Origin of the sequence: Stenotrophomonas maltophilia (assembly GCF_013464915.1) — a bacterium.
Taxonomy (GTDB): Bacteria; Pseudomonadota; Gammaproteobacteria; order Xanthomonadales; family Xanthomonadaceae; genus Stenotrophomonas; species Stenotrophomonas maltophilia_AT.
Genome location: NZ_RAVT01000063.1, coordinates 1 through 19,318, shown reverse-complemented (window position 1 = coordinate 19,318; position 19,318 = coordinate 1). Strand labels below are relative to the sequence as shown.

15 protein-coding genes are annotated in these 19,318 nt (G+C 66.5%); 5 read left to right on the top strand and 10 right to left on the bottom strand.

What is annotated here, in order from left to right:
• Positions 1 to 56: 56 nt before the first annotated feature.
• Positions 57 to 1,529: a betaine-aldehyde dehydrogenase gene (betB, locus tag D7T59_RS19295; protein ID WP_180882690.1), complete on the bottom strand. Its 1,473-nt coding sequence runs from the start codon at positions 1,527 to 1,529 to the stop codon at positions 57 to 59.
• Between the two features lie 38 nt (positions 1,530 to 1,567).
• The gene (gene betI, locus D7T59_RS19290) at positions 1,568 to 2,158 is read right to left on the bottom strand and encodes a transcriptional regulator BetI (RefSeq protein WP_164137951.1); all 591 of its coding nucleotides are present in this window, start codon (positions 2,156 to 2,158) and stop codon (positions 1,568 to 1,570) included.
• 170 nt (positions 2,159 to 2,328) lie between these two features.
• On the opposite strand from betI, the gene D7T59_RS19285 reads away from it, so the two are divergent.
• Both D7T59_RS19285 and D7T59_RS19280 read left to right on the top strand, forming a co-directional pair.
• Positions 2,329 to 3,879, top strand: a complete 1,551-nt coding sequence (locus D7T59_RS19285) for a BCCT family transporter (RefSeq protein ID WP_164137950.1) — start codon at positions 2,329 to 2,331, stop codon at positions 3,877 to 3,879.
• 92 nt (positions 3,880 to 3,971) lie between these two features.
• Positions 3,972 to 4,415 carry a hypothetical protein gene (locus tag D7T59_RS19280; RefSeq protein WP_258013194.1) on the top strand — a complete coding sequence of 148 codons (444 nt, stop codon included), beginning with the start codon at positions 3,972 to 3,974 and terminating at the stop codon, positions 4,413 to 4,415.
• Positions 4,416 to 4,566: 151 nt separating this feature from the next.
• On the opposite strand, the gene acnA is transcribed toward D7T59_RS19280, so the two are convergent.
• On the bottom strand, positions 4,567 to 7,320 hold the full coding sequence (gene acnA / locus D7T59_RS19275; protein ID WP_180853282.1) for an aconitate hydratase AcnA: 2,754 nt from the start codon (positions 7,318 to 7,320) through the stop codon (positions 4,567 to 4,569).
• A gap of 260 nt (positions 7,321 to 7,580) precedes the next feature.
• A complete protein-coding gene (bamE, locus tag D7T59_RS19270; protein WP_005409504.1) occupies positions 7,581 to 7,952 on the bottom strand; it encodes an outer membrane protein assembly factor BamE domain-containing protein in 372 nt (123 codons plus the stop codon).
• Positions 7,953 to 8,145: 193 nt separating this feature from the next.
• On the opposite strand from bamE, the gene D7T59_RS19265 reads away from it, so the two are divergent.
• Genes D7T59_RS19265 through acnB form a run of 3 tightly spaced genes read left to right on the top strand, consistent with a single transcriptional unit; the run spans position 8,146 to position 11,410 of the window.
• On the top strand, positions 8,146 to 8,370 hold the full coding sequence (locus D7T59_RS19265) for an AbrB/MazE/SpoVT family DNA-binding domain-containing protein (protein ID WP_005409505.1): 225 nt from the start codon (positions 8,146 to 8,148) through the stop codon (positions 8,368 to 8,370).
• A 6-nt stretch (positions 8,371 to 8,376) separates the two neighbouring features.
• On the top strand, positions 8,377 to 8,775 hold the full coding sequence (locus D7T59_RS19260) for a type II toxin-antitoxin system VapC family toxin (RefSeq protein ID WP_005409506.1): 399 nt from the start codon (positions 8,377 to 8,379) through the stop codon (positions 8,773 to 8,775).
• Between the two features lie 43 nt (positions 8,776 to 8,818).
• Entirely contained in the window at positions 8,819 to 11,410 is a 2,592-nt protein-coding gene (acnB, locus tag D7T59_RS19255) for a bifunctional aconitate hydratase 2/2-methylisocitrate dehydratase (RefSeq protein WP_180853284.1), read from the top strand.
• A gap of 91 nt (positions 11,411 to 11,501) precedes the next feature.
• Here acnB and D7T59_RS19250 read toward each other — a convergent pair whose 3' ends face one another.
• From D7T59_RS19250 to D7T59_RS19225, 6 genes are all read right to left on the bottom strand, one after another.
• Positions 11,502 to 12,446, bottom strand: a complete 945-nt coding sequence (locus D7T59_RS19250; RefSeq protein WP_180853286.1) for a hypothetical protein — start codon at positions 12,444 to 12,446, stop codon at positions 11,502 to 11,504.
• A 90-nt stretch (positions 12,447 to 12,536) separates the two neighbouring features.
• Positions 12,537 to 14,129: a hypothetical protein gene (locus D7T59_RS19245; protein WP_180853288.1), complete on the bottom strand. Its 1,593-nt coding sequence runs from the start codon at positions 14,127 to 14,129 to the stop codon at positions 12,537 to 12,539.
• A gap of 93 nt (positions 14,130 to 14,222) precedes the next feature.
• Positions 14,223 to 15,296, bottom strand: coding sequence for a protein-glutamate methylesterase/protein-glutamine glutaminase (locus tag D7T59_RS19240; RefSeq protein ID WP_180882689.1), 1,074 nt, complete (start codon positions 15,294 to 15,296; stop codon positions 14,223 to 14,225).
• Entirely contained in the window at positions 15,293 to 15,889 is a 597-nt protein-coding gene (gene cheD, locus D7T59_RS19235) for a chemoreceptor glutamine deamidase CheD (protein WP_014037083.1), read from the bottom strand. The genes D7T59_RS19240 and cheD overlap by 4 nt, the downstream gene beginning before the upstream one ends.
• On the bottom strand, positions 15,886 to 16,755 hold the full coding sequence (locus D7T59_RS19230) for a CheR family methyltransferase (protein WP_099554771.1): 870 nt from the start codon (positions 16,753 to 16,755) through the stop codon (positions 15,886 to 15,888). The genes cheD and D7T59_RS19230 overlap by 4 nt, the downstream gene beginning before the upstream one ends.
• Before the next feature lie 37 nt (positions 16,756 to 16,792).
• Complete coding sequence (locus D7T59_RS19225; protein WP_180853292.1) at positions 16,793 to 19,063, bottom strand: methyl-accepting chemotaxis protein; 2,271 nt, start codon at positions 19,061 to 19,063, stop codon at positions 16,793 to 16,795.
• Between the last annotated feature and the right edge of the window lie 255 nt (positions 19,064 to 19,318).

The window sequence follows — 19,318 nt, the reverse complement described above, 5'->3', positions numbered from 1 at the left end:
GGCGGAATGTCGGATCGGCACGATGGCCGGACGATGGGGCGCGCAGGGCGCGCCGGTCAGAACACGCTGGCGTAGTCGCCCAGCTCGACCTGCACCGACTTGATGCGGGTGTAGTGGCCGAGGGTGGAAATGCCGTTCTCGCGGCCGACGCCGGACTCCTTGTAGCCACCGACCGGCATTTCGGCCGGCGACTCACCCCAGGTGTTGATCCAGCAGATGCCGGCTTCCAGGCGGTGGATGATGCGGTGGGCGCGGCTGACGTCCTTGCTGACCACGCCGGCGGCCAGGCCGAAGGTGGTGTCGTTGGCACGACGCACCACTTCGTCTTCGTCGTCGTAGGCGAGGATGCTCATCACTGGCCCGAAGATCTCTTCCTTGACGATGGTCATGTCATCGCGGCAGTCGGAGAACACGGTCGGCAGCACGTAGGCGCCATTGGCCAGCGCGCCTTCGGTGGCACGGCCGCCGCCGGTCAGCAGGCGGGCGCCTTCGGCCTTGCCGCTTTCGATGTAGCGCAGCACGTTTTCCATGTGCGGGAAGCTGGTCAGCGGGCCGAAGTTGGTCTCGGCGGCCATCGGGTCGCCGATGCGGATGCGCTTGACGCGCTCGACCACGGCGGCCTCGAACGCGGCCAGCATGCTGCGCGGCACGAACACGCGGGTGCCGTTGGTGCAGACCTGGCCGGAGCTGAAGAAGTTGGCCATCACCGCGATGTCGGCCGCACGGTCGAGGTCGGCGTCATCGCAGATCACCAGCGGCGACTTGCCGCCCAGCTCCATGGTCACTTCCTTCAGCGACGAGGACGCGGCGCTGGCCATCACCTTCTTGCCGGTGGCGACGCCGCCGGTGAAGGAGATCTTCTCGATCACCGGGTGTTCGGTCAGCCACTGGCCGATCTCGCGGCCCGGGCCCTGCACCACGTTGAACACGCCGGCCGGCACGCCGGCTTCGGTGTAGATCTCGGCCAGCCGGHTCGCGGTCAGCGGGGTCRCTTCCGACGGCTTGAACACCATCGCGTTGCCCGCGGCCAGCGCCGGGGCCGACTTCCACATGGCGATCTGGATCGGGTAGTTCCAGGCACCGATGCCGGCGACCACGCCCAGCGGCTCGCGGCGGGTGTAGAAGAAGCTCGATTCGCGCAGCGGCAGCTGGATGCCTTCGATGGCGGTGGCCAGGCCGGCGTAGTACTCGACCACGTCGGCGCCGGTGACGATGTCCACGGTGGTGGTTTCGGCCAGCGCCTTGCCGGTGTCCAGGGTTTCCAGGTGGGCCAGTTCGTCGTTGCGCTCACGCAGGATCTCGACGGCGCGGCGCAGGATGCGCGAACGCTCCATGGCAGTCATCGCCGCCCACACCTTCTGGCCGTCGGCCGCGCTCTGCACGGCGCGCTCGACGTCAGCCTGGCTGGCGACCTGCACTTCGGCGATCACCTCACCGGTGGCCGGATTGACGGTCTTGAAGGTCTTGCCGCTGGTGGCATCGACGCGCTGGCCGTGGATGTAGAGCTGTTGGACGGGCAGGGTGGTCATGGGGCGTACTCCTTGGAAGGGGGCGGGTGCTGAAGCGCTTATAGCGCGCCAGCCTGCAACTGGAAGTCGATATAGCCGTAAGCGATGCGCCGGGACTTTTCGGCGTTGAACTGGCCGCCGACCAGGCTGCCGCGCAGCCACAGGCCGTCGATCATCGCGGCCAGGCCGCGGGCGGCCAGGCGGGCCTGCGGGTGGGGCAGCAGGCGGTTGAACTGGTGGCACAGGTTGGAGAACAGGCGCTGGTCGTTGGCGCGCTGCAGCCGGGCCAGTTCCGGCTGGTGCATGCTCGCGGCCCAGAAGGTGAGCCAGACGCGCATCGCGGTGCCATTGATCTGGCTGTCGTCGAAGTTGCCGTCGACGATGGCGCGCAGCTGGTCGCGCGGGTCATCACCAACCCCGGCTCGGCAACGGGCGACCGCGTCCTTGAGTTCGCGCAGGATCTGCCGCATTGCAGCATTGAGCAGGCCGTCCTTGTCACCGAAGTAGTGGGCGACGATGCCGCTGGACAGCCCTGCCTTCTTCGCGATGGTGGCGACGGTCGCATCGGCCATGCCGATCTCGTCAATGGTCTGGAAAGTGGCCCGGATCAGCTGCTCGCGCCGTACCGGTTCCACGCCTTTCTTCGGCATTGTCTCTCCACGGATTGCGACCCGAAAGATCGGGCTGCCCGCCATTATGCTTTTTATTGATTGAACGTTCAATCAATAAACCCTAGGATGCGCTCGCGCCCCACGCCATGGGCCCGGTTTACCGGTCCGGCCCCGCCCATGTGCTCCCTCGGACTTGATGAGACGACCCCATGTCTTCCCTGGCTCATCCCAAGCGTTCGCCCCTGCGCTTGAACCGTTTTGTGTTCTTCAGTTCCTCGGTGTCGATCGGCATCCTCGGGCTGCTCACCGTTCTCTATCCCGAAGGCAGCGAGCACTGGCTGCAATGGGCGCAGGCCGAGGTCTCGGCGGCGTTCGGCTGGTGGTACATGCTGCTGATCGTGCTGTGCCTGGGCTTCGTGCTGTGGCTGGCGTTCTCGCCGTATGGCCGCATCCGCCTTGGCCACAACGAGGAATCACCGGCGTTCGGCTACGTGGCCTGGGTGTCGATGCTGTTCTCGGCCGGCATCGGCATCGCGCTGCTGTACTACGGCGCCTATGAGCCGCTGGACCATTTCCTCAATCCGCCCGGGCAGCCCGGCGGCACCGTGGCCGCTGGCCGCGAGGCGATGGTGCTGACCTTCCTGCACTGGGGCCTGCACGGCTGGGCACTGTATGCGCTGGTCGGCGTGGCACTGGGCTATTTCGCCTACCGCCGCGACCTGCCGCTGGCGCTGCGCTCGGCGCTGTACCCGATCTTCGGTGAGCGCATCCACGGCCGCATCGGCGACATGGTCGATGGCTTCGGCATCCTCGCCACACTGATCTCGATGGTGACCAATCTCGGCATCGGCGCGCTGGTGGTGCAGTCCGGCCTGGTCTACCTGTTCCACATCCCGGATACGCCGCAGGTGCTGGTGGCGATCGTGCTGGTGATGATGGTGGTGGCGACCATCGGCGTGGTGGCCGGTGTCGAGAAGGGCATTGCCTGGCTCTCCAACCTCAACGTGCGCCTGCTGTGTGGCCTGCTGCTGTTCGTGCTGATCACCGGCCCGACCCTGCACCTGTTCGACGGCCTGATCCAGAACACCGGTGACTATCTGGGCGCCTTCGTGCGCAAGAGCTTCGACATGTACCTCAACGACCCGAAGGGCCGTGAGTGGATGGGATCGTGGACGCTGTTCTACTGGGCGTGGTGGATCGCCTGGGCACCGTTCGTCGGTCTTTTCGTGGCGCGCATCTCGCGCGGCCGCACCATCCGTGAAGTGATCATGGGCGTGCTGCTGATCCCGCTCGGTTTCACCCTGGCGTGGCTGTCGATCTTCGGCAATACCGCCATCGACCTGGTGCTCAACCATGGCCAGGCGGTGCTGGGCGAGGTGGCCCAGCACGATGCGGCGATGACACTGTTCAAGCTGCTGGAATACCTGCCCGCTGCGCCGTACGTGGCCGGTGCCGCAGTGGTGATCGGCTTCGTGCTGTTCCTGACTCCGGTGGACTCGGGCACGCTGATGATCGCCAACCTGTGCACCCGTCGCGTTGACGATGGCGTGGAGGACGGCCACGACGCGCCCATCTGGCTGCGCGTGTTCTGGGCGGCCGGCATCACCGTGGCCAGCGTCGGCCTGCTGCTGGCCGGCAACTTCAGTGCGATGCAGACGGCGGTGGTGCTGTGCGGCCTGCCGTTCTCCTTCACCCTGGCGTTCTACATGTGGGGCCTGCTGAAGGCGCTGCGCACCGACCCGGATGCGCCGCGGCGGTGAGGGCCGGTGCTGTGGATTTCGTAGTTCTCTGAAAGACAGCTGCGCCCGCCGGCTGCAATCATCGCTCGACATGCCGTTGACGGAGTCGAGCGATGATTCGCACCCTGGGTCTTTCCCTGTTGTTGTCTGTTTCCTGCCTGCCTGCGGCGATGGCCGCGCCACCGGAGCAGCTTGATTTTCCGGTGCTGGCGCTGGGCGAATCCGCACCAGTGCGCCTGCAGCTGGCGCCGCATGCGGGTGGGCTGGCGCTGTACTCGATCCACATGAATCAGATGGACAGCGGCGTGGCCAGTGGCTACGAGGTGACCGGCGTGCAGTGCCCGCAGGGCTTCCTTTCCAATCTGTATCGCGAAGGCCGCGGGGCGGTCTGCTATCGCCTGGAGGAGGCGCCGCATGCGGGAGGCATGATGGTGGTGCAGGTCGTAAACGTCGACGCAGCCGACGGGCACACCGCCTGGGAAGAGGGACTGGGCTTCCTGGATGCGCAGGGGCCGCCGCGCAAGGCTGCGTGGCACCTGTTTGGTGTGCGCCCTTGAGCATGTAAAGCAGACGGCCGGATCCTTGGATCCGGCCGTCCCGGTTCTTCAGGGGCTGCAGTCGAGCGAGCTCAACGCTGTTTCGCGCCTCCGCAGCGCCCCCGCGCTGGCGCGGGGGGCGGGCTTCCGCTCGGTGGTGTGACGGGACGGCTCAGCGACCTGCCAGCTGGCGCAGCACATACTGCAGCAGGCCGCCGTGGCGGAAGTATTCGACTTCCTTGGGGGTCAGCAGCATCACCGAAACCTCGAAGCTCTTCTTCGTGCCGTCCGCCTTGGTGGCGGTGACCGTGGCGCGCTTGCTGGCACCGTCCTGCAGGCCGGTGATGTCGATTACTTCCGAGCCGTCCAGGCCCAGGCTCTGCGCGTTCTCACCGTTGCGGAACTGCAGCGGCAGCACGCCCATGCCGACCAGGTTGGAGCGGTGGATGCGCTCGAAGCTCTCGGCAATGACCGCCTTCACCCCGAGCAGCAGGGTACCCTTGGCGGCCCAGTCGCGCGACGAGCCGGTGCCGTATTCCTTGCCGGCCAGTACCACCAGCGGCACCTTGTCGGCCTTGTACTTCATGGCTGCATCGTAGATGGCCAGCTTTTCCGGCTGGCCACCGCCGGCCGGGTAGTACAGGGTGTTGCCGCCTTCCTCGCCACCGAACATCAGGTTCTTGATGCGGATGTTGGCGAAGGTGCCGCGCACCATGACGTCATCGTTGCCGCGGCGGCTGCCGTAGCTGTTGAAGTCGGCCGGCTGCACGCCGCGTTCCTGCAGGAAACGACCTGCCGGCGAGTCCTTCTTGATGTTGCCGGCCGGGGAGATGTGATCGGTGGTGATCGAGTCGCCGAACAGGCCCATCACGCGTGCGCCGTGCACGTCGTCGATGCTGCCGGTCTGCATGGTCATGCCATCGAAGTACGGCGGGTTCTTGATGTAGGTGGAAGCATCGCTCCACTCGTACAGGTTGCCGTCCGGCGAGGCGATGGTGTTCCAGCGGGTGTCACCCTTGAACACATCGGCGTAGTTCTGCTTGAACATCTCCGGGCCGATGGTGGCGGCGATGACATCGCCGATTTCCTTGTTGCTCGGCCAGATGTCACGCAGGAACACCGGCTGGCCATCGCTGCCGGTACCCAGCGGCTGGGTGGTCAGGTCGATGTCGGTGGTGCCGGCGATGGCGTAGGCCACCACCAGCGGCGGGCTGGCCAGGTAATTCATCTTTACTTCGGGATGCACGCGGCCCTCGAAGTTGCGGTTGCCCGACAGCACCGAGGTGACCACCAGGTCGCCGGTGGCGATGCCGGCGCTGACTTCGGTCGGCAGCGGGCCGGAGTTGCCGATGCAGGTGGTGCAGCCGTAGCCGACCACGTAGAAGCCGATCTTCTCCAGCTCCTTCAGCACGCCGGCCTTTTCCAGGTAGTCGGTGACCACGCGCGAGCCTGGGCCGAGCGAGGTCTTCACCCACGGCTGGCGGTTCAGGCCCTTGGCCGCCGCGTTGCGTGCCAGCAGGCCGGCGCCGATCATCACCGCCGGGTTGGAGGTGTTGGTGCAGGAAGTGATGGCGGCGATGACCACCGCGCCGTCCTTCAGCCGCACCTTGCGGCCTTCGATCTCGATGTCGGCGAAGCCCTTGGCCAGCTGCTCGTTGCCGACGGCCGCGCCGCCGCCTTCATTGACAAAGGAGGAGACGTCGTCGCTGCGCTTGTCACGGTTGGCGGTCATGCCGACCAGCGCTTCACGGTAGTTCTTCTGCACGTCTTCCAGCAGCACGCGGTCCTGCGGGCGCTTGGGGCCGGCCAGCGACGGCTTCACCGTGCCCATGTCCAGTTCCAGCGTGGTGCTGTACTGGGCGTGCGGGCTGCCCGGCTCGTGCCACAGGCCCTGCGCCTTGGCGTAGGCCTCGACCAGGTCGATCTGCTCTTCGCTGCGGCCGGACAGGCGCAGGTAGTTCAGCGACTCGGCGTCGATCGGGAAGATGCCGCAGGTGGCGCCGTACTCCGGGGCCATGTTGCCGATGGTGGCGCGGTCGGCCAGCGGCAGGTGCTGCAGGCCGTCACCATAGAACTCGACGAACTTGCCGACCACGCCGAGCTTGCGCAGCATCTGGGTGACGGTCAGCACCAGGTCGGTGGCGGTGGCGCCTTCGGGCAGCTTGCCGGTCAGCTTGAAGCCGACCACCTGCGGAATCAGCATCGATGACGGCTGGCCGAGCATGGCCGCCTCCGCTTCGATGCCGCCCACGCCCCAGCCGAGCACGCCAATGCCATTGATCATCGTGGTGTGGCTGTCGGTGCCGAACACGGTATCGGGGTAGGCCACCGCCTTGCCGTCCTTGTCCGCAGTCATCACCACGCGGGCGAGGTTTTCCAGGTTCACCTGGTGGACGATGCCGGTGTTCGGCGGCACCACCTTGAAGTTGTCGAAGGCCTTCTGGCCCCAGCGCAGGAAGCCGTAGCGTTCCTGGTTGCGCTGGAATTCGATCTTGCCGTTGAGGTCCAGCGCGTCGGGCTTGCCGAACACATCGACCTGCACCGAGTGGTCGATGACCAGTTCGGAGGGAATCTGCGGATTGATCTGCTCCGGCGAACCGCCGAGCTTGACCACCGCGTCGCGCATTGCGGCCAGGTCGACCACGCAGGGCACGCCGGTGAAGTCCTGCAGGACCACGCGCGCCGGCATGAAGGCGATTTCGGTGTCCGGCTCGGCGGACGGGTTCCAGCGGGCCACCGCTTCGATGTGGTCGGGGCCGACGGTGGCGCCGCCGTCCTCATGCCGGAGCAGGTTCTCCAGCAGGATCTTCATCGAGTAGGGCAGGTGGGAGATATCGAAGCGCTGGCCCAGCGTGGGCAGGCTGAAGTAGTCGTAGGTCTTGCCGCCGACGTTCAGCTGGCTGCGGGTGGAGAACGAATCGCTCATGCGGGGTAACTCCTTCTTGCGGATGGCTTGCTCTGGCCCGGGCGTCTACGGGCCTGCTTGCGGTCGCCGGTGGCATTGCGGCCCCGGATCCTGCCCAGTATCGGCGATCCAGCGCCCGGCAATGACCCGGCTGGCTTGGAACGCAAGGTTACAGCGGTGTGTGTAGCCTTCGTGTCAGCGCGTGCGGTCGTTGCCCGCTGGCCCGAACGCAGACGGGGCGCCCATGGGCGCCCCGTCCGGGAGTGCGTGTCGAGCAGGGCTTACTTGCCGTTGGCGGCATCCAGCAGCGGGTTGCCGGTCTTGCCGACAGCGTTGCTCTTGGACTTGGCCGTCAGCACACCCTGCTTGTTGAACTCCAGGACGGTCGCTTCCTGGATGTTCTTGCCGAAGGTTTTGATCTTCACGTAGTCGTAGTACCAGACCTGGGTGTCGCCCAGCTGTTCGCGGCGGCCGGGTGCGCCGAATTTTTCACGAACCTGGTCCTGGCTGGTCTTGCCGACTTCCAGGGTGTCCATCTGCTGTTGGGTGATCTCGACGCCGGTGGTGTAGGCACCGAACGGATTGGCGTGGGCTGCCGTCGTCGAAAGGGCCAGCGGTGCAGCCAGCATCAGGGCAAGGGTCAAGGCGCGCATGGAACATCCTTTTATGGCGGGTGGGTGCGGGCGGCACGCGGCGCGTCCAGCCCGGGGCCGCAGCAGGTCGCTGCGGCGCCAGTCTAACCCCCGGATGCGACCAGCGCAGGATCGCGGTCACGGATTGGGCGGGTTTGTCCCGGATGCTGCGAGTATGTATAATTCATACATACTTTTTGAGGCGTACCCCCCAATGGAAGCCACCGTTGCTGAACGCGGACAGATCACCCTGCCCAAGGCGGTGCGTGATGCCCTTGGCCTGACCAAGGGCACGCTGCTGAAGGTCGAGCTGGACGGCAGCCGCATCATCCTGCGCAAGAGTGTTGACGATGCCATTTCACGGGCGCGCGGCAAGTTCGCGCTGGACGGCTTCGAGTCGTCCGACGCAGCAGTACGCGCGGTGCGTGACGAGGAGTAAGCCGTGATGATCGCCGTCGATTCGCCGGTGCTGGTCGAGCTGCTCAGCAATGGTCCGCAGGCCGATGCGGTGGAAGCCATTCTCAGGCAGAGCCTGGTCGGTGGCCGCGTAGTGGTCTGTGGCGCGACCCTGGCCGAGGTCTGCGCATCGCTGCGCGGCGGCGCCGAAGTGCTCGAAGCACTGGAAGAGATGGGCGTGCACTTCAATCCGATGGAGGCCAAGTCGGCACTGCGCGCGGGCGAGATGCACCGCCGCCATCGCCAGCGTGGCGGCAGCCGGCGCAGCCTGGACGAATTCATGGTCGGCGCCCACGCACTGCTGCAGTGCGACGGCCTGATCACCTGGAACGACACGTTTTACCGCGACTACTTCAAGGGCCTGAAGCTGATCGTGCCGCAAGCCTGAGCCCACTTTGTTTTTTCAACCTACGCATTACCCGGGAGTTGTCATGTTGGAAGCCTACCGCCACCACGTCGCCGAGCGCGCTGCGCTTGGCATCCCGCCGCTGCCGCTGAGCGCGCAGCAGACGGCCGATGTCATCGAACTGCTGAAGAACCCGCCGCAGGGCGAGGCCGAGTTCCTGCTCGACCTGCTGACCCACCGCGTGCCGGCCGGTGTCGATGACGCGGCCAAGGTCAAGGCCTCGTACCTGGCGGCGATCGCCCTGGGCAGCGAGCAGAACCCGCTGATCAGCCGTGAGCGCGCCACCGAACTGCTGGGCACCATGCTCGGCGGTTACAACGTCGCCCCGCTGGTGCAGCTGCTGGACGACGCCAGCGTCGGCACCATCGCCGCCAACGGTCTGAAGAAGACGCTGCTGGTGTTCGATGCCTTCCACGATGTGCAGGAAAAGGCCAAGGCCGGCAACGCCAACGCCCAGGCCGTGCTGCAGAGCTGGGCCGACGCCGAGTGGTTCACCAGCAACCCGGAAGTGCCGCAGAGCCTGACCGTCACCGTGTTCAAGGTGCCGGGCGAGACCAACACCGACGATCTGTCGCCGGCGCCGGACGCGACCACCCGCCCGGATATCCCGATGCACGCCCTGGCGATGCTGAAGAACAAGCGCGACGACGCGCCGTTCACCCCGGAAGAAGACGGCAAGCGCGGCCCGATCCAGCAGATCCTGTCGCTGAAGGACAAGGGTCACCTGGTCGCCTACGTCGGCGACGTGGTCGGCACCGGTTCCTCGCGCAAGTCGGCCACCAACAGCGTGCTGTGGTGGACCGGCGATGACATTCCGTTCATCCCGAACAAGCGCGCCGGTGGCGTCTGCCTGGGTTCGAAGATCGCCCCGATCTTCTACAACACCATGGAAGATGCCGGCGCACTGCCGATCGAGCTGGACGTGTCGAAGATGGAGCACGGCGATGTGGTCGAGCTGCGTCCGTACGAAGGCAAGGCGCTGAAGAACGGTGAAGTGATCGCCGAGTTCCAGGTCAAGTCCGAAGTGCTGTTCGACGAAGTGCGCGCCGGTGGCCGCATTCCGCTGATCATCGGCCGTGGCCTGACCGGCAAGGCGCGCGAAGCGCTGGGCCTGGCCCCGACCGATCTGTTCCGCCTGCCGGTGCAGCCGGTGGACACCGGCAAGGGCTTCTCGCTGGCGCAGAAGATGGTCGGCCGCGCCTGTGGCCTGGCTGAAGGGCAGGGCATGCGCCCGGGTACTTACTGCGAACCGAAGATGACCTCGGTCGGCTCGCAGGACACCACCGGCCCGATGACCCGTGACGAGCTGAAGGACCTGGCCTGCCTGGGCTTCTCGGCCGACCTGGTGATGCAGTCGTTCTGCCACACCGCCGCCTACCCGAAGCCGGTGGACGTGAAGACCCACCACACCCTGCCGGAGTTCATCTCCACCCGTGGCGGCGTCTCGCTGCGCCCGGGCGACGGCGTGATCCACAGCTGGCTCAACCGCATGCTGCTGCCCGACACCGTCGGCACCGGCGGCGACTCGCACACCCGTTTCCCGGTGGGCATTTCGTTCCCGGCCGGTTCGGGCCTGGTCGCCTTCGCTGCGGCCACCGGCGTGATGCCGCTGGACATGCCGGAGTCGGTGCTGGTGCGCTTCAAGGGCAAGATGCAGCCGGGCGTGACCCTGCGTGACCTGGTCAACGCGATCCCGCTGTACGCCATCAAGTCGGGCCTGCTGACCGTGGCCAAGGCTGGCAAGAAGAACATCTTCTCCGGCCGCATCCTGGAAATCGAAGGCCTGCCGGAGCTGAAGGTCGAGCAGGCGTTCGAACTGTCCGATGCGTCGGCCGAGCGTTCGGCGGCCGGTTGCTCGGTGCGCCTGAACAAGGAGCCGATCATCGAGTACCTCAACAGCAACATCACGCTGCTGAAGTGGATGATCGCCGAGGGTTACCAGGATCCGCGTTCGCTGCAGCGCCGTATCGAGAAGATGGAAGCGTGGCTGGCCAACCCGGAGCTGCTGGAGCCGGATGCCGACGCCGAGTACGCCGCCGTCATCGAGATCGACCTGGCCGACATCCACGAGCCGATCGTGGCCTGCCCGAACGACCCGGACGACGTGAAGACCCTGTCCGAAGTGGCCGGCGCCAAGATCGACGAGGTGTTCATCGGTTCGTGCATGACCAACATCGGTCACTTCCGTGCGGCTGCCAAGCTGTTGGAAGGCAAGCGCGACCTGCCGACCCGCCTGTGGGTGGCCCCGCCGACCAAGATGGATGCCTCGGAGCTGACCAAGGAAGGCGTGTACGGCACCTTCGGCGCCACTGGCGCACGCATGGAAATGCCGGGCTGCTCGCTGTGCATGGGCAACCAGGCGCAGATCCGCGAAGGCTCCACCGCGATGTCGACTTCGACCCGCAACTTCCCGAACCGTCTGGGCCGCAACACCAACGTGTACCTGGGTTCGGCGGAACTGGCGGCGATCTGCTCGCGCCTGGGCCGCATCCCGACCAAGGAGGAGTACATGGCGGACATCGGCGTGATCAACGCCAATGGTGCGGAGATCTACCGCTACATGAACTTCGACCAGATCGAGGAATACCAGGACGTGGCCAGGACGGTTGCTGCCTGATGCGGTAGTGCCGGCCGCTGGCCGGCATCCCGTTGAAACGAAGAACCCCCGGTGAAAGCCGGGGGTTCTTCGTTTGGAGTCGTACCCAGGCTCAGGCCTGGGTAACGGCGGCCGCTTCCTCGGTCACGGCCGGTGCTTCTGCCGGGAGTTCGGCCTCCACCGCAGGCTGCGGCAGAACGCCATGGTCGGGGAACAGGCGCGGCAGCTCAGCCACGAAACGCGCGATGCAGGCCTCTGCAAAGTCACGCGACGCCGCCTTGGCCTTCGCATAGTCGTCTGCCTGCCATTCCTGCAGCGGGGCAACCCTTGCTTCGTCCTGGCAGTGCACGCCCTGGCCGCCGCTGGCACTGCGGAACAGCTTGCGCACCACCGGGAAGCCGATGGTTACATCGTGGCGCAGCTCGTAGGGGGTCTCTGCGTCGCTGAGCTTCTGGTACACCAGCGACCACTGGCCGGCGCTGGCTTCGACGGTGCGCTCGTCGCTGGGAATGGCGCCGGGATGGGCCGCGAAATAGAGTGCCAGCTGCTCGCGGATCATGCCGGGCAACGCGCCGAAGGCCGGGCTGGGCACAGAGTGGATGTCGTCGCCACGGACGTTGTTCTTGCTGAAGCTGTTGCTGGTGCCGATGTCACCCACGCCAGTGACGAACGCCAGAGCAGACAGACCGACCTTGGCCGCAGTGACGGCCGCGGTGTCGGCGCGCATCACCAGGCGCAGCACCTGATCGCCCACGCGATTGCCATTGGGGCCGGCCCCCAGCCCTGAGGTGACCTTGATGTGCTGCAGGCTGCTGTAGTCGAGAGGGGGGGGCGCGGTGGCTGTGACATTCCCGATGGCCGGATCGGCCGCCGGGGTGGCGTGCGCCGCTTCTGGCGCGGGCGCCGCATCCGTTGCTGGATCGAGCGTTGACCCGCTGCTGACTGCCGAAGCCACGGCAGGCGTGGGTGTGGGCGCTTCGTCGTTGGCGTAGGCCGACGGCGCCAGCAGCAGGATGGCCGTGATCGCGGCGGTGAGGCAGGTTGGGCGTAATGCCACGGTAGTACTCCTTGGGAAAACGAAAATGAGGCTCGGTGCGCGCTCTGGCGGTTGATGCCCGGCGAGGGCCGAAGGCAGGGGAGCGATTCCTCAGCGCGGCGCGAATTCCCTGATCGGGAACGCATTGCAATGGGCGATCGCAGCGGCGATGTCGACCGGAGCATCGGCGGCGGCACTGCGGCGCCTGTTCACCATGGCCGCTTCCTCCCACAGGCTGGGCAGTACCTGCGGTGCATCCAGTACGCGTTCGCGCACGGCATCGTGAAGGGCGCTGCTGTAATCGGTGGCCGGTACCACCACGCACAGGCGTGTGCCGGGATTGCTGCTGGCCTGCTGCAGCATCTTCCGCAGCGCCTCGATGCTGCCCGCGTCGTCGGTCAACCGTTCCGGTGCGCTGCCCTGGGTGGCATCCTGGATCTGCAGCTGGCCTGGGCTGAACAGCAGGACCTGCATGTCCTGCCGCGGCTCAATGCGGACCGGCGCACGCGTGCCCTCACAGGTGCTAGGGGTCTTGCGCGCGACCTGTGGCGTCGTGGTGCCATCGGCGTGTACCTGGCGCAGATGCAGGCGGCACATCTTGTCGGCCACTTCCATTTCCACTTCGTAGTCCTGTCCGGGCTTGGCCACGAACTGTCCCGACAGCTGGCCCTCGCAGTACAGCCGGCTTGATGCGTCGAAGCGCGCTTCGACGATAAGCGGCTTGCCACCGGGGACTTCGTACTCCTGGTAGCTGAGCATGGAGAACCGCTCGTTCTCCTTGCTGCGCAGGGTTTCCGTGGCGGGGATGCCGAGCACGCCCTTGTCACCGGCGTTGTTGTACTTGACGTCGATCTTGTCGCGGTAGTCCTCGCGGCAGGCGGCGTCGGTGTACAGGGTGGTGGTCCGCCCCAGGCTGGCATAGATGCGCACCCGTGCCGGCGGCACGGCGCCGCCTGCATAGGCCGTGAGATCCTCAGCAGCAAGCGGGCGAGGGTACATCGCCGGAATTCGCTTGATGAGCTGCTCGGTGCACTTCATCGTGATCACCTGCGCGGCAATCTTGAGCCTGGCGTAGTCATTGGCCTGCCACTCACCCAGGGTCGCCCGGTCGTCACTGTCACTGCATCTGATGAATTCAGCCAGGGTGCCATCGGCACGACGTTGCTCGATGGTGCTGACGTGGTTGAGGCGGTAAAGGGGATCCTTCCGCGTATTGCCCTGGTGTACCAGTGCCCAGGTGTCTGCACTGAAGCGCAGGGTGCTGCTCTGGTTGGGCAGCGCGTCGGGCGCATAGCTGAAGTAGCCACCCACCAGCGCCCTGGCCACGTTGGGCATCAGGGTGGTGGCGGGGCTGGCCTGGCTCTCGATGATGCTGCCGGGCAGGGTGTTGCGCCGGAAGTAGTCCGGTTCATTGCCGCTGAAGAGCAGTGCGAGCCCCTTTGGCGTGAGCGACTCGCTGTCATCGGGGGTGACGATGCGCAACGCCACGTCGGGTGCGTGGAGGCGCTTCGATGCGGTGTCCGGACCACTCTGGATCTGGACGCGATCGGTCCAGGCGGCGCCCTTCGTGACGGGGGCGGGGGCGGGGGGAGCGGCCGGAGTGGCCTGCGGCGGTGCTGGCACGCCGGCWGCGGTGGCCGCCAGCGGGGCCAGCAGAGCGGCCGCCAGCAGTGACGGTTGGTAACGGAAGAGACGCAGGGCCATGGTCAAACTCCTTGGAAAAACACGACAGCCGTGCCGGCCCTTCCGGGGCCGGCATTTGAAAGAGGGAATGAGACGGTGCGATGCCGCGGACGATCAGCCGCGGGCGAGCGCCAACAGTCGTTCGGCAATACGTTCCAGCGGAACCTGTTCGTCGGCCGCCCGAAGCTTGAACGCGGCGCCAGGCATGCCCCAGACCACGCTGGTAGCTTCGTCCTGGACCAGCGTCGGCGCGCCGGCCWGGCGCATTTCCAGCAGGCCGCGCGCGCCGTCGTCACCCATGCCGGTGAGGATGGCGCCGATGGCATTGCCTCCCGCGCTCTGCGCGACCGAGCGGAACAGCACATCGACCGCGGGCTTGTGACGGTTCACCGCCGGGCCATCGTCGACGCGGCAGCGCCAGCGCGCACCGTCGCGGATGATGCGCAGGTGCTTGCCGCCTGGCGGCAGGTAGGCATGGCCGGGCAGTACCGCTTCGCCATCGCTGGCCTCGCGCACGGCCATCGCCGAGTGACGGTCCAGTCGTTCGGCGAAGGCGCTGCTGAAGCTGGCGGGCAGGTGCTGGGTCATCACCACGGCGGGCGCATCGGCAGGCATGCCTTCCAGCACCACGCGCAGCGCTTCGGTGCCGCCGGCCGAAGAGCCGATCGCGATCAGGCGGTCGGTGGTGCGGAACTGCGGTGCAGCCGGGCGCATTGCAGGAGCTGCTTCCAGCAGGAGTTTCGGTGCCGCTGCCCGCACCAGCGGGCGCACCCGTGAGCGCGCCGCCATCTTGACCTTGGCGATGATCTCATCGGCGTAGCCCTGCAGGCCGCGCGCGACGTCCAGCTTGGGCTTGGAGACGAAGTCCACCGCGCCCAATGCCAGCGCCTGCAGCGTGGTGTCGGCGCCGCGTTCGGTCAGCGACGAGATCATCACCACCGGCAGCGGGTGCAGCCGCATCAGGTTTTCCAGGAAGGCCAGGCCGTCCATGCGTGGCATTTCCACGTCCAGCGTGATCACGTCCGGGGCCAGGCGCTTGATCTTCTCGCGCGCCAGCAGCGGGTCGGCGGCGGTGCCGACCACGTCGATGGACGGATCGCTGGACAGGATTTCGGTGAGCATCTGGCGCACGACGGCGGAGTCGTCGACGATCAGGACCCGGCAGGGGGCGTTGCCGGTCAGGGTCATTCGAACAGCTCCACGCCACCGGTGACCGGGGCCTTGGACAGGCGCGCACGCACCGCCGATTCGGTGGCAGCCACCTCGGCTTCGTGGGCATGCGGCAGGCGCTGCACCACCACGCGGCCGGTATCGGCGAAGAACCAGATCTTGCGCGGATGGATGCCGCACAGGTCCTCGGCGATGATCGGAATATGCTCGGCCTGCAGGTACTGGCGCACGAACTCGGCGTTGCGGGTACCGACCGGATTGCTGGTGAAGCCCTTCAGTACGTTGGCGCCGCCGAACACCTTGGCCTCGATGCGCTTGCGGTGCGCGCCGCGCTTGAGCATGTCGTTGATCAGCAGTTCCATCGCATAGCTGCCGTAGCGTGCGGGCGCGCCGTCGCCGGCATTGCCTTCGGGCAGCAGGAAGTGGTTCATGCCGCCGATCTTCAGCACCGGGTCGCGCAGGCAGGCGGCCACGCACGAACCCAGGGTGGTGGTCAGCGCGGTGGTGTCATCGACCACCAGGTACTGGGTGGGCAGCAGCTTGGCGGCAATGGTCTGGAAGCGCGCATCCTGGTAGCGCATCACATCGTCGGTACGCAGGGAGGCGTTCATGCACCGGCCTTTGCCGCGCGGCGGTACAGGGTGCGCCCGCAGGGCTGGATCAGGTCGGCGGCGTGCAGGTAGTTCTCCGAGTGTCCGGTGTAGAGCAGGCCATCGTCGGCCAGGTGCTGAACCAGGCGGCCGAGGATGGCGCGCTGGGTCGGCTTGTCGAAGTAGATCATCACGTTGCGGCAGAACAATGCGTCGAACGGGCCGCCGACGTCGTAGCGCGGGGCGAGCAGGTTCAGCGGGCGGAACTCGATCAGCTCGCGCAGCGCCGGCAGCACGCGGCACTGGCCCTCGTTGGGGCCGCTGCCACGCTGGAAGTACCGCCGCCGCAGGTCCGGATCGAGGTTGGCGACACGGTCGATGTTGTAGACGCCACGGCCGGCGGTGGCCAGTACCTGGGTATCGACGTCGGTAGCGACGATGCGCACCGGCGGCTTCAGCGTACCGAAGGCCTCGCAGGCGGTGATCGCCATCGAATAGGGCTCTTCGCCGGTGGATGCCGCGCATGACCACAGCAGCAGCGGCGTGCGGCTGGAGCGCTGCTGCAGCTCTTCACGCAGCTTGTCGAAGTGGTGCGGCTCGCGGAAGAACGAGGTCAGGTTGGTGGTCAGGGCGTTGGTGAACGCCTGCCACTCGTCGCCGTCTTCCTGCTCCAGATGGTCCAGGTACTGCTGGAAGCTGCGCATGCCAAGCGTGCGCAGGCGGCGCGACAGGCGGCCATAGACCATGTCGCGTTTTGCCGGGGCGAGGGCGATGCCCACGCGCTGGTAGATCAGGTCGCAGACGCGGCGGAAATCACGGTCGGCGAACTCGAATTCGCGCGGGCCGGTGACGATGGGAGTAGGACTTTGCACGGGGGACGTGTCCATCGGCAGAGGCGGCGGCCGAAGCCGCCGCGGGTGGGTCTCAGAATTCCTGCCAGTCGCTGTCGCTGGCGACGAAGGTGCTCGCGTTGCTGCTGCGGCGGACCGGGGTGGGCGTGCTGGTCGGCTGCGGACGTGCCACGGTGGTGATGCGTGCCGGTTCCACGCGTTCCGCCGCAGCCTTCACTGCAGCGGAAACCTGGTTGTCGAGGCGGAAGATCGCCACGGCGTCGGCCAGCTGCGCGGCCTGGTCTTCCATGGCGCGCGCGGCAGCGGTGGCTTCTTCCACCAGCGCCGCGTTCTGCTGGGTGGTTTCGTCCATCTGCACCACGGTCTGGTTGACCTGCTCGATGCCGGCCGACTGCTCCTGAGAGGCGGCGGAGATCTCGGCCATGATGTCGGTCACGCGCTGCACCGAGGCGACGATCTCGCCCATCGTGCTGCCGGCCTGGTGGACCAGGCTGGAGCCTTCGGCGACCTTGCCGACCGAGTCGTCGATCAGGCCCTTGATCTCCTTGGCAGCAGCGGCCGAGCGCTGGGCGAGGGTGCGCACTTCGCTGGCGACCACGGCAAAGCCACGGCCCTGTTCACCGGCACGCGCGGCTTCCACTGCAGCATTCAGCGCCAGGATGTTGGTCTGGAAGGCGATGCCGTCGATGACGCTGATGATTTCGGCGATCTTCTTCGACGAGGCTTCGATGGCCGACATGGTGGTGACCACCTGGCCGACCACGTCGCCACCCTGCGAGGCGACGCCATGCGCGCCGATGGCGAGCTGGTTGGCCTGGCGTGCATGTTCGGCGTTCTGGCGCACGGTGGAGGTCAGTTCCTCCATCGAGGCAGCGGTCTCTTCCAGGTTGGCGGCCTGCTGCTCGGTTCGGCGCGACAGGTCACTGTTGCCGGAGGCGATCTCGCCGGCGGCCAGGGTTATGCTGGAGGCACTGGCCTGGATCTGGCCGACGATCTGGGTCAGCTGCGCGACAGTGGTGTTGGCGTCGTCACGCATGCGCGCGAACACGCCCTGGTAGTCACCCTGCATGCGCGCGGTCAGGTCACCTTCGGCAATCGCCGACAGCAGCTGTGAGAGCTTGCCGAGGTTGTCATCGCTGACCGCCATCATCGCGTTGAGGTTTTCCAGCATCAGGCGGAAATCGTGATCGAAGCGCTGCGCGTCGCCACGACGGCTGAAGTCGCCCGCAGCGGCGGCACTGGCCAGTTGCTTGATTTCGGCATTGATGCGGCCGAGGTTGGCCTTGACGGTGTCGACGGTGGTGGTCATCGCCGCCTTTTCGCCGGGGTAGCGGGCGATGTCGCGGCTCAGGTCGCCGACTGCATATTGCTGTACCACGTCCAGCACGTCATGCAGGGTCTGCACGTGGCTGCCGACCAGGGTATTGGTTTCCTGCACCATCAGCCCGTACTCGCCGGGGAAGGCACTGGCGTCGATGCGGTAGCTCAGTTCGCCGGCATCGTGACGGCGGGCCATTTCGCGCTGGCCGCCGATCACCGCGTGCAGCTGCTGCTGCATGCCGGACATGGCCTCCAGCAGGCGGCCGGGTTCGTCATGCGCCTGCGGACCGATGTGGCTGTCCAGCTTGCCATTGGCGATGCCTTCGGCGACGGCGGTGGCCTGCTTCAGGGGGCGCGCGATACGGTTGCCGATGACCCAGCTCAGGGCCAGCACGATCAGCACCAGCACGCCACCGGAGACCGCCATGATGGCGGTGAACACCAGCGCCTGCCGCTGCACGTCGTCCATGTAGACACCGCTGCTGACCACCCAGTTCCAGGGCGCGAAGAGGCCAGCATAGGCGACTTTCTCGACCTCGCCCTTGCTGCCCGGCTTGGCCCAGCGATAGTTCACGAAGCCGCCGCCGGCCTTGGCTGCTTCGACCTGGTCGTAGTAGATGCGCACGCCGTCGTCGGTGCGGAAGTCCTTCATGTCCTTGCCGACCAGATCCTTGCGGAACGGATGCATCAGCAGGCGGTAGCCGGTGTCGTAGATGTTGAAGTAGTACGTATCGTTCTCGGCACGCATCACTTCCAGGGCCTGCAATGCGGCGCTCTTGGCCGCGTCCTCGCTGAGCTCGCCGGTACCGGCCAGGCGGTGATAGTGCTGCAGGATGCCGTAGCTGAGTTCGACCTGGGTCTTCAGCGCGGTCTTGCGGGTCTCGGTCAGGTCCAGGTACTGCATGCGGGCGGCGATCACCGAGAGCGCGATCACGCCGAGCGCGATGAGCAGCGTCAGCAGGTTGAGCTTGCGCCGGACGGAGAGATTGCTGAAGTAGTGTTGCCAGCGATGCAGGAGATTCATCGAGCAGGACCAGGTCGAAACGGGCGGGCGGCGCCGAGCCGGTCACGGCGGGACAAGCGGTGACAACCCCGTTATCGGCCGCTGGGGCGGGGGATTGAGGTGCCGTGTCCGAACGTATTCAGGTTTCCTTGCAGCGGCGGCTGCGGCGCTGCCTGCGGCAGGCTGGTTTTGAAGCAACAGCAACAACAAAAGCAACGGCAACAGCAACAACGGTTGGTCGGCGCAGGACTGTCAGTAGATGGCTGGGCCGGGGKG

Excerpts from the sequence above, each read along its gene's own strand:
- betI (WP_164137951.1), bottom strand. The coding sequence starts at position 2,158 with ATGCCGAAGAAAGGCGTGGAACCGGTACGGCGCGAGCAGCTGATCCGG.
- D7T59_RS19285 (WP_164137950.1), top strand. The coding sequence starts at position 2,329 with ATGTCTTCCCTGGCTCATCCCAAGCGTTCGCCCCTGCGCTTGAACCGT.
- D7T59_RS19280 (WP_258013194.1), top strand. The coding sequence starts at position 3,972 with ATGATTCGCACCCTGGGTCTTTCCCTGTTGTTGTCTGTTTCCTGCCTG.
- acnA (WP_180853282.1), bottom strand. The coding sequence starts at position 7,320 with ATGAGCGATTCGTTCTCCACCCGCAGCCAGCTGAACGTCGGCGGCAAG.
- bamE (WP_005409504.1), bottom strand. The coding sequence starts at position 7,952 with ATGCGCGCCTTGACCCTTGCCCTGATGCTGGCTGCACCGCTGGCCCTT.
- D7T59_RS19265 (WP_005409505.1), top strand. The coding sequence starts at position 8,146 with ATGGAAGCCACCGTTGCTGAACGCGGACAGATCACCCTGCCCAAGGCG.
- D7T59_RS19260 (WP_005409506.1), top strand. The coding sequence starts at position 8,377 with ATGATCGCCGTCGATTCGCCGGTGCTGGTCGAGCTGCTCAGCAATGGT.
- acnB (WP_180853284.1), top strand. The coding sequence starts at position 8,819 with ATGTTGGAAGCCTACCGCCACCACGTCGCCGAGCGCGCTGCGCTTGGC.
- cheD (WP_014037083.1), bottom strand. The coding sequence starts at position 15,889 with ATGAACGCCTCCCTGCGTACCGACGATGTGATGCGCTACCAGGATGCG.
- D7T59_RS19230 (WP_099554771.1), bottom strand. The coding sequence starts at position 16,755 with ATGGACACGTCCCCCGTGCAAAGTCCTACTCCCATCGTCACCGGCCCG.
- D7T59_RS19225 (WP_180853292.1), bottom strand. The coding sequence starts at position 19,063 with ATGAATCTCCTGCATCGCTGGCAACACTACTTCAGCAATCTCTCCGTC.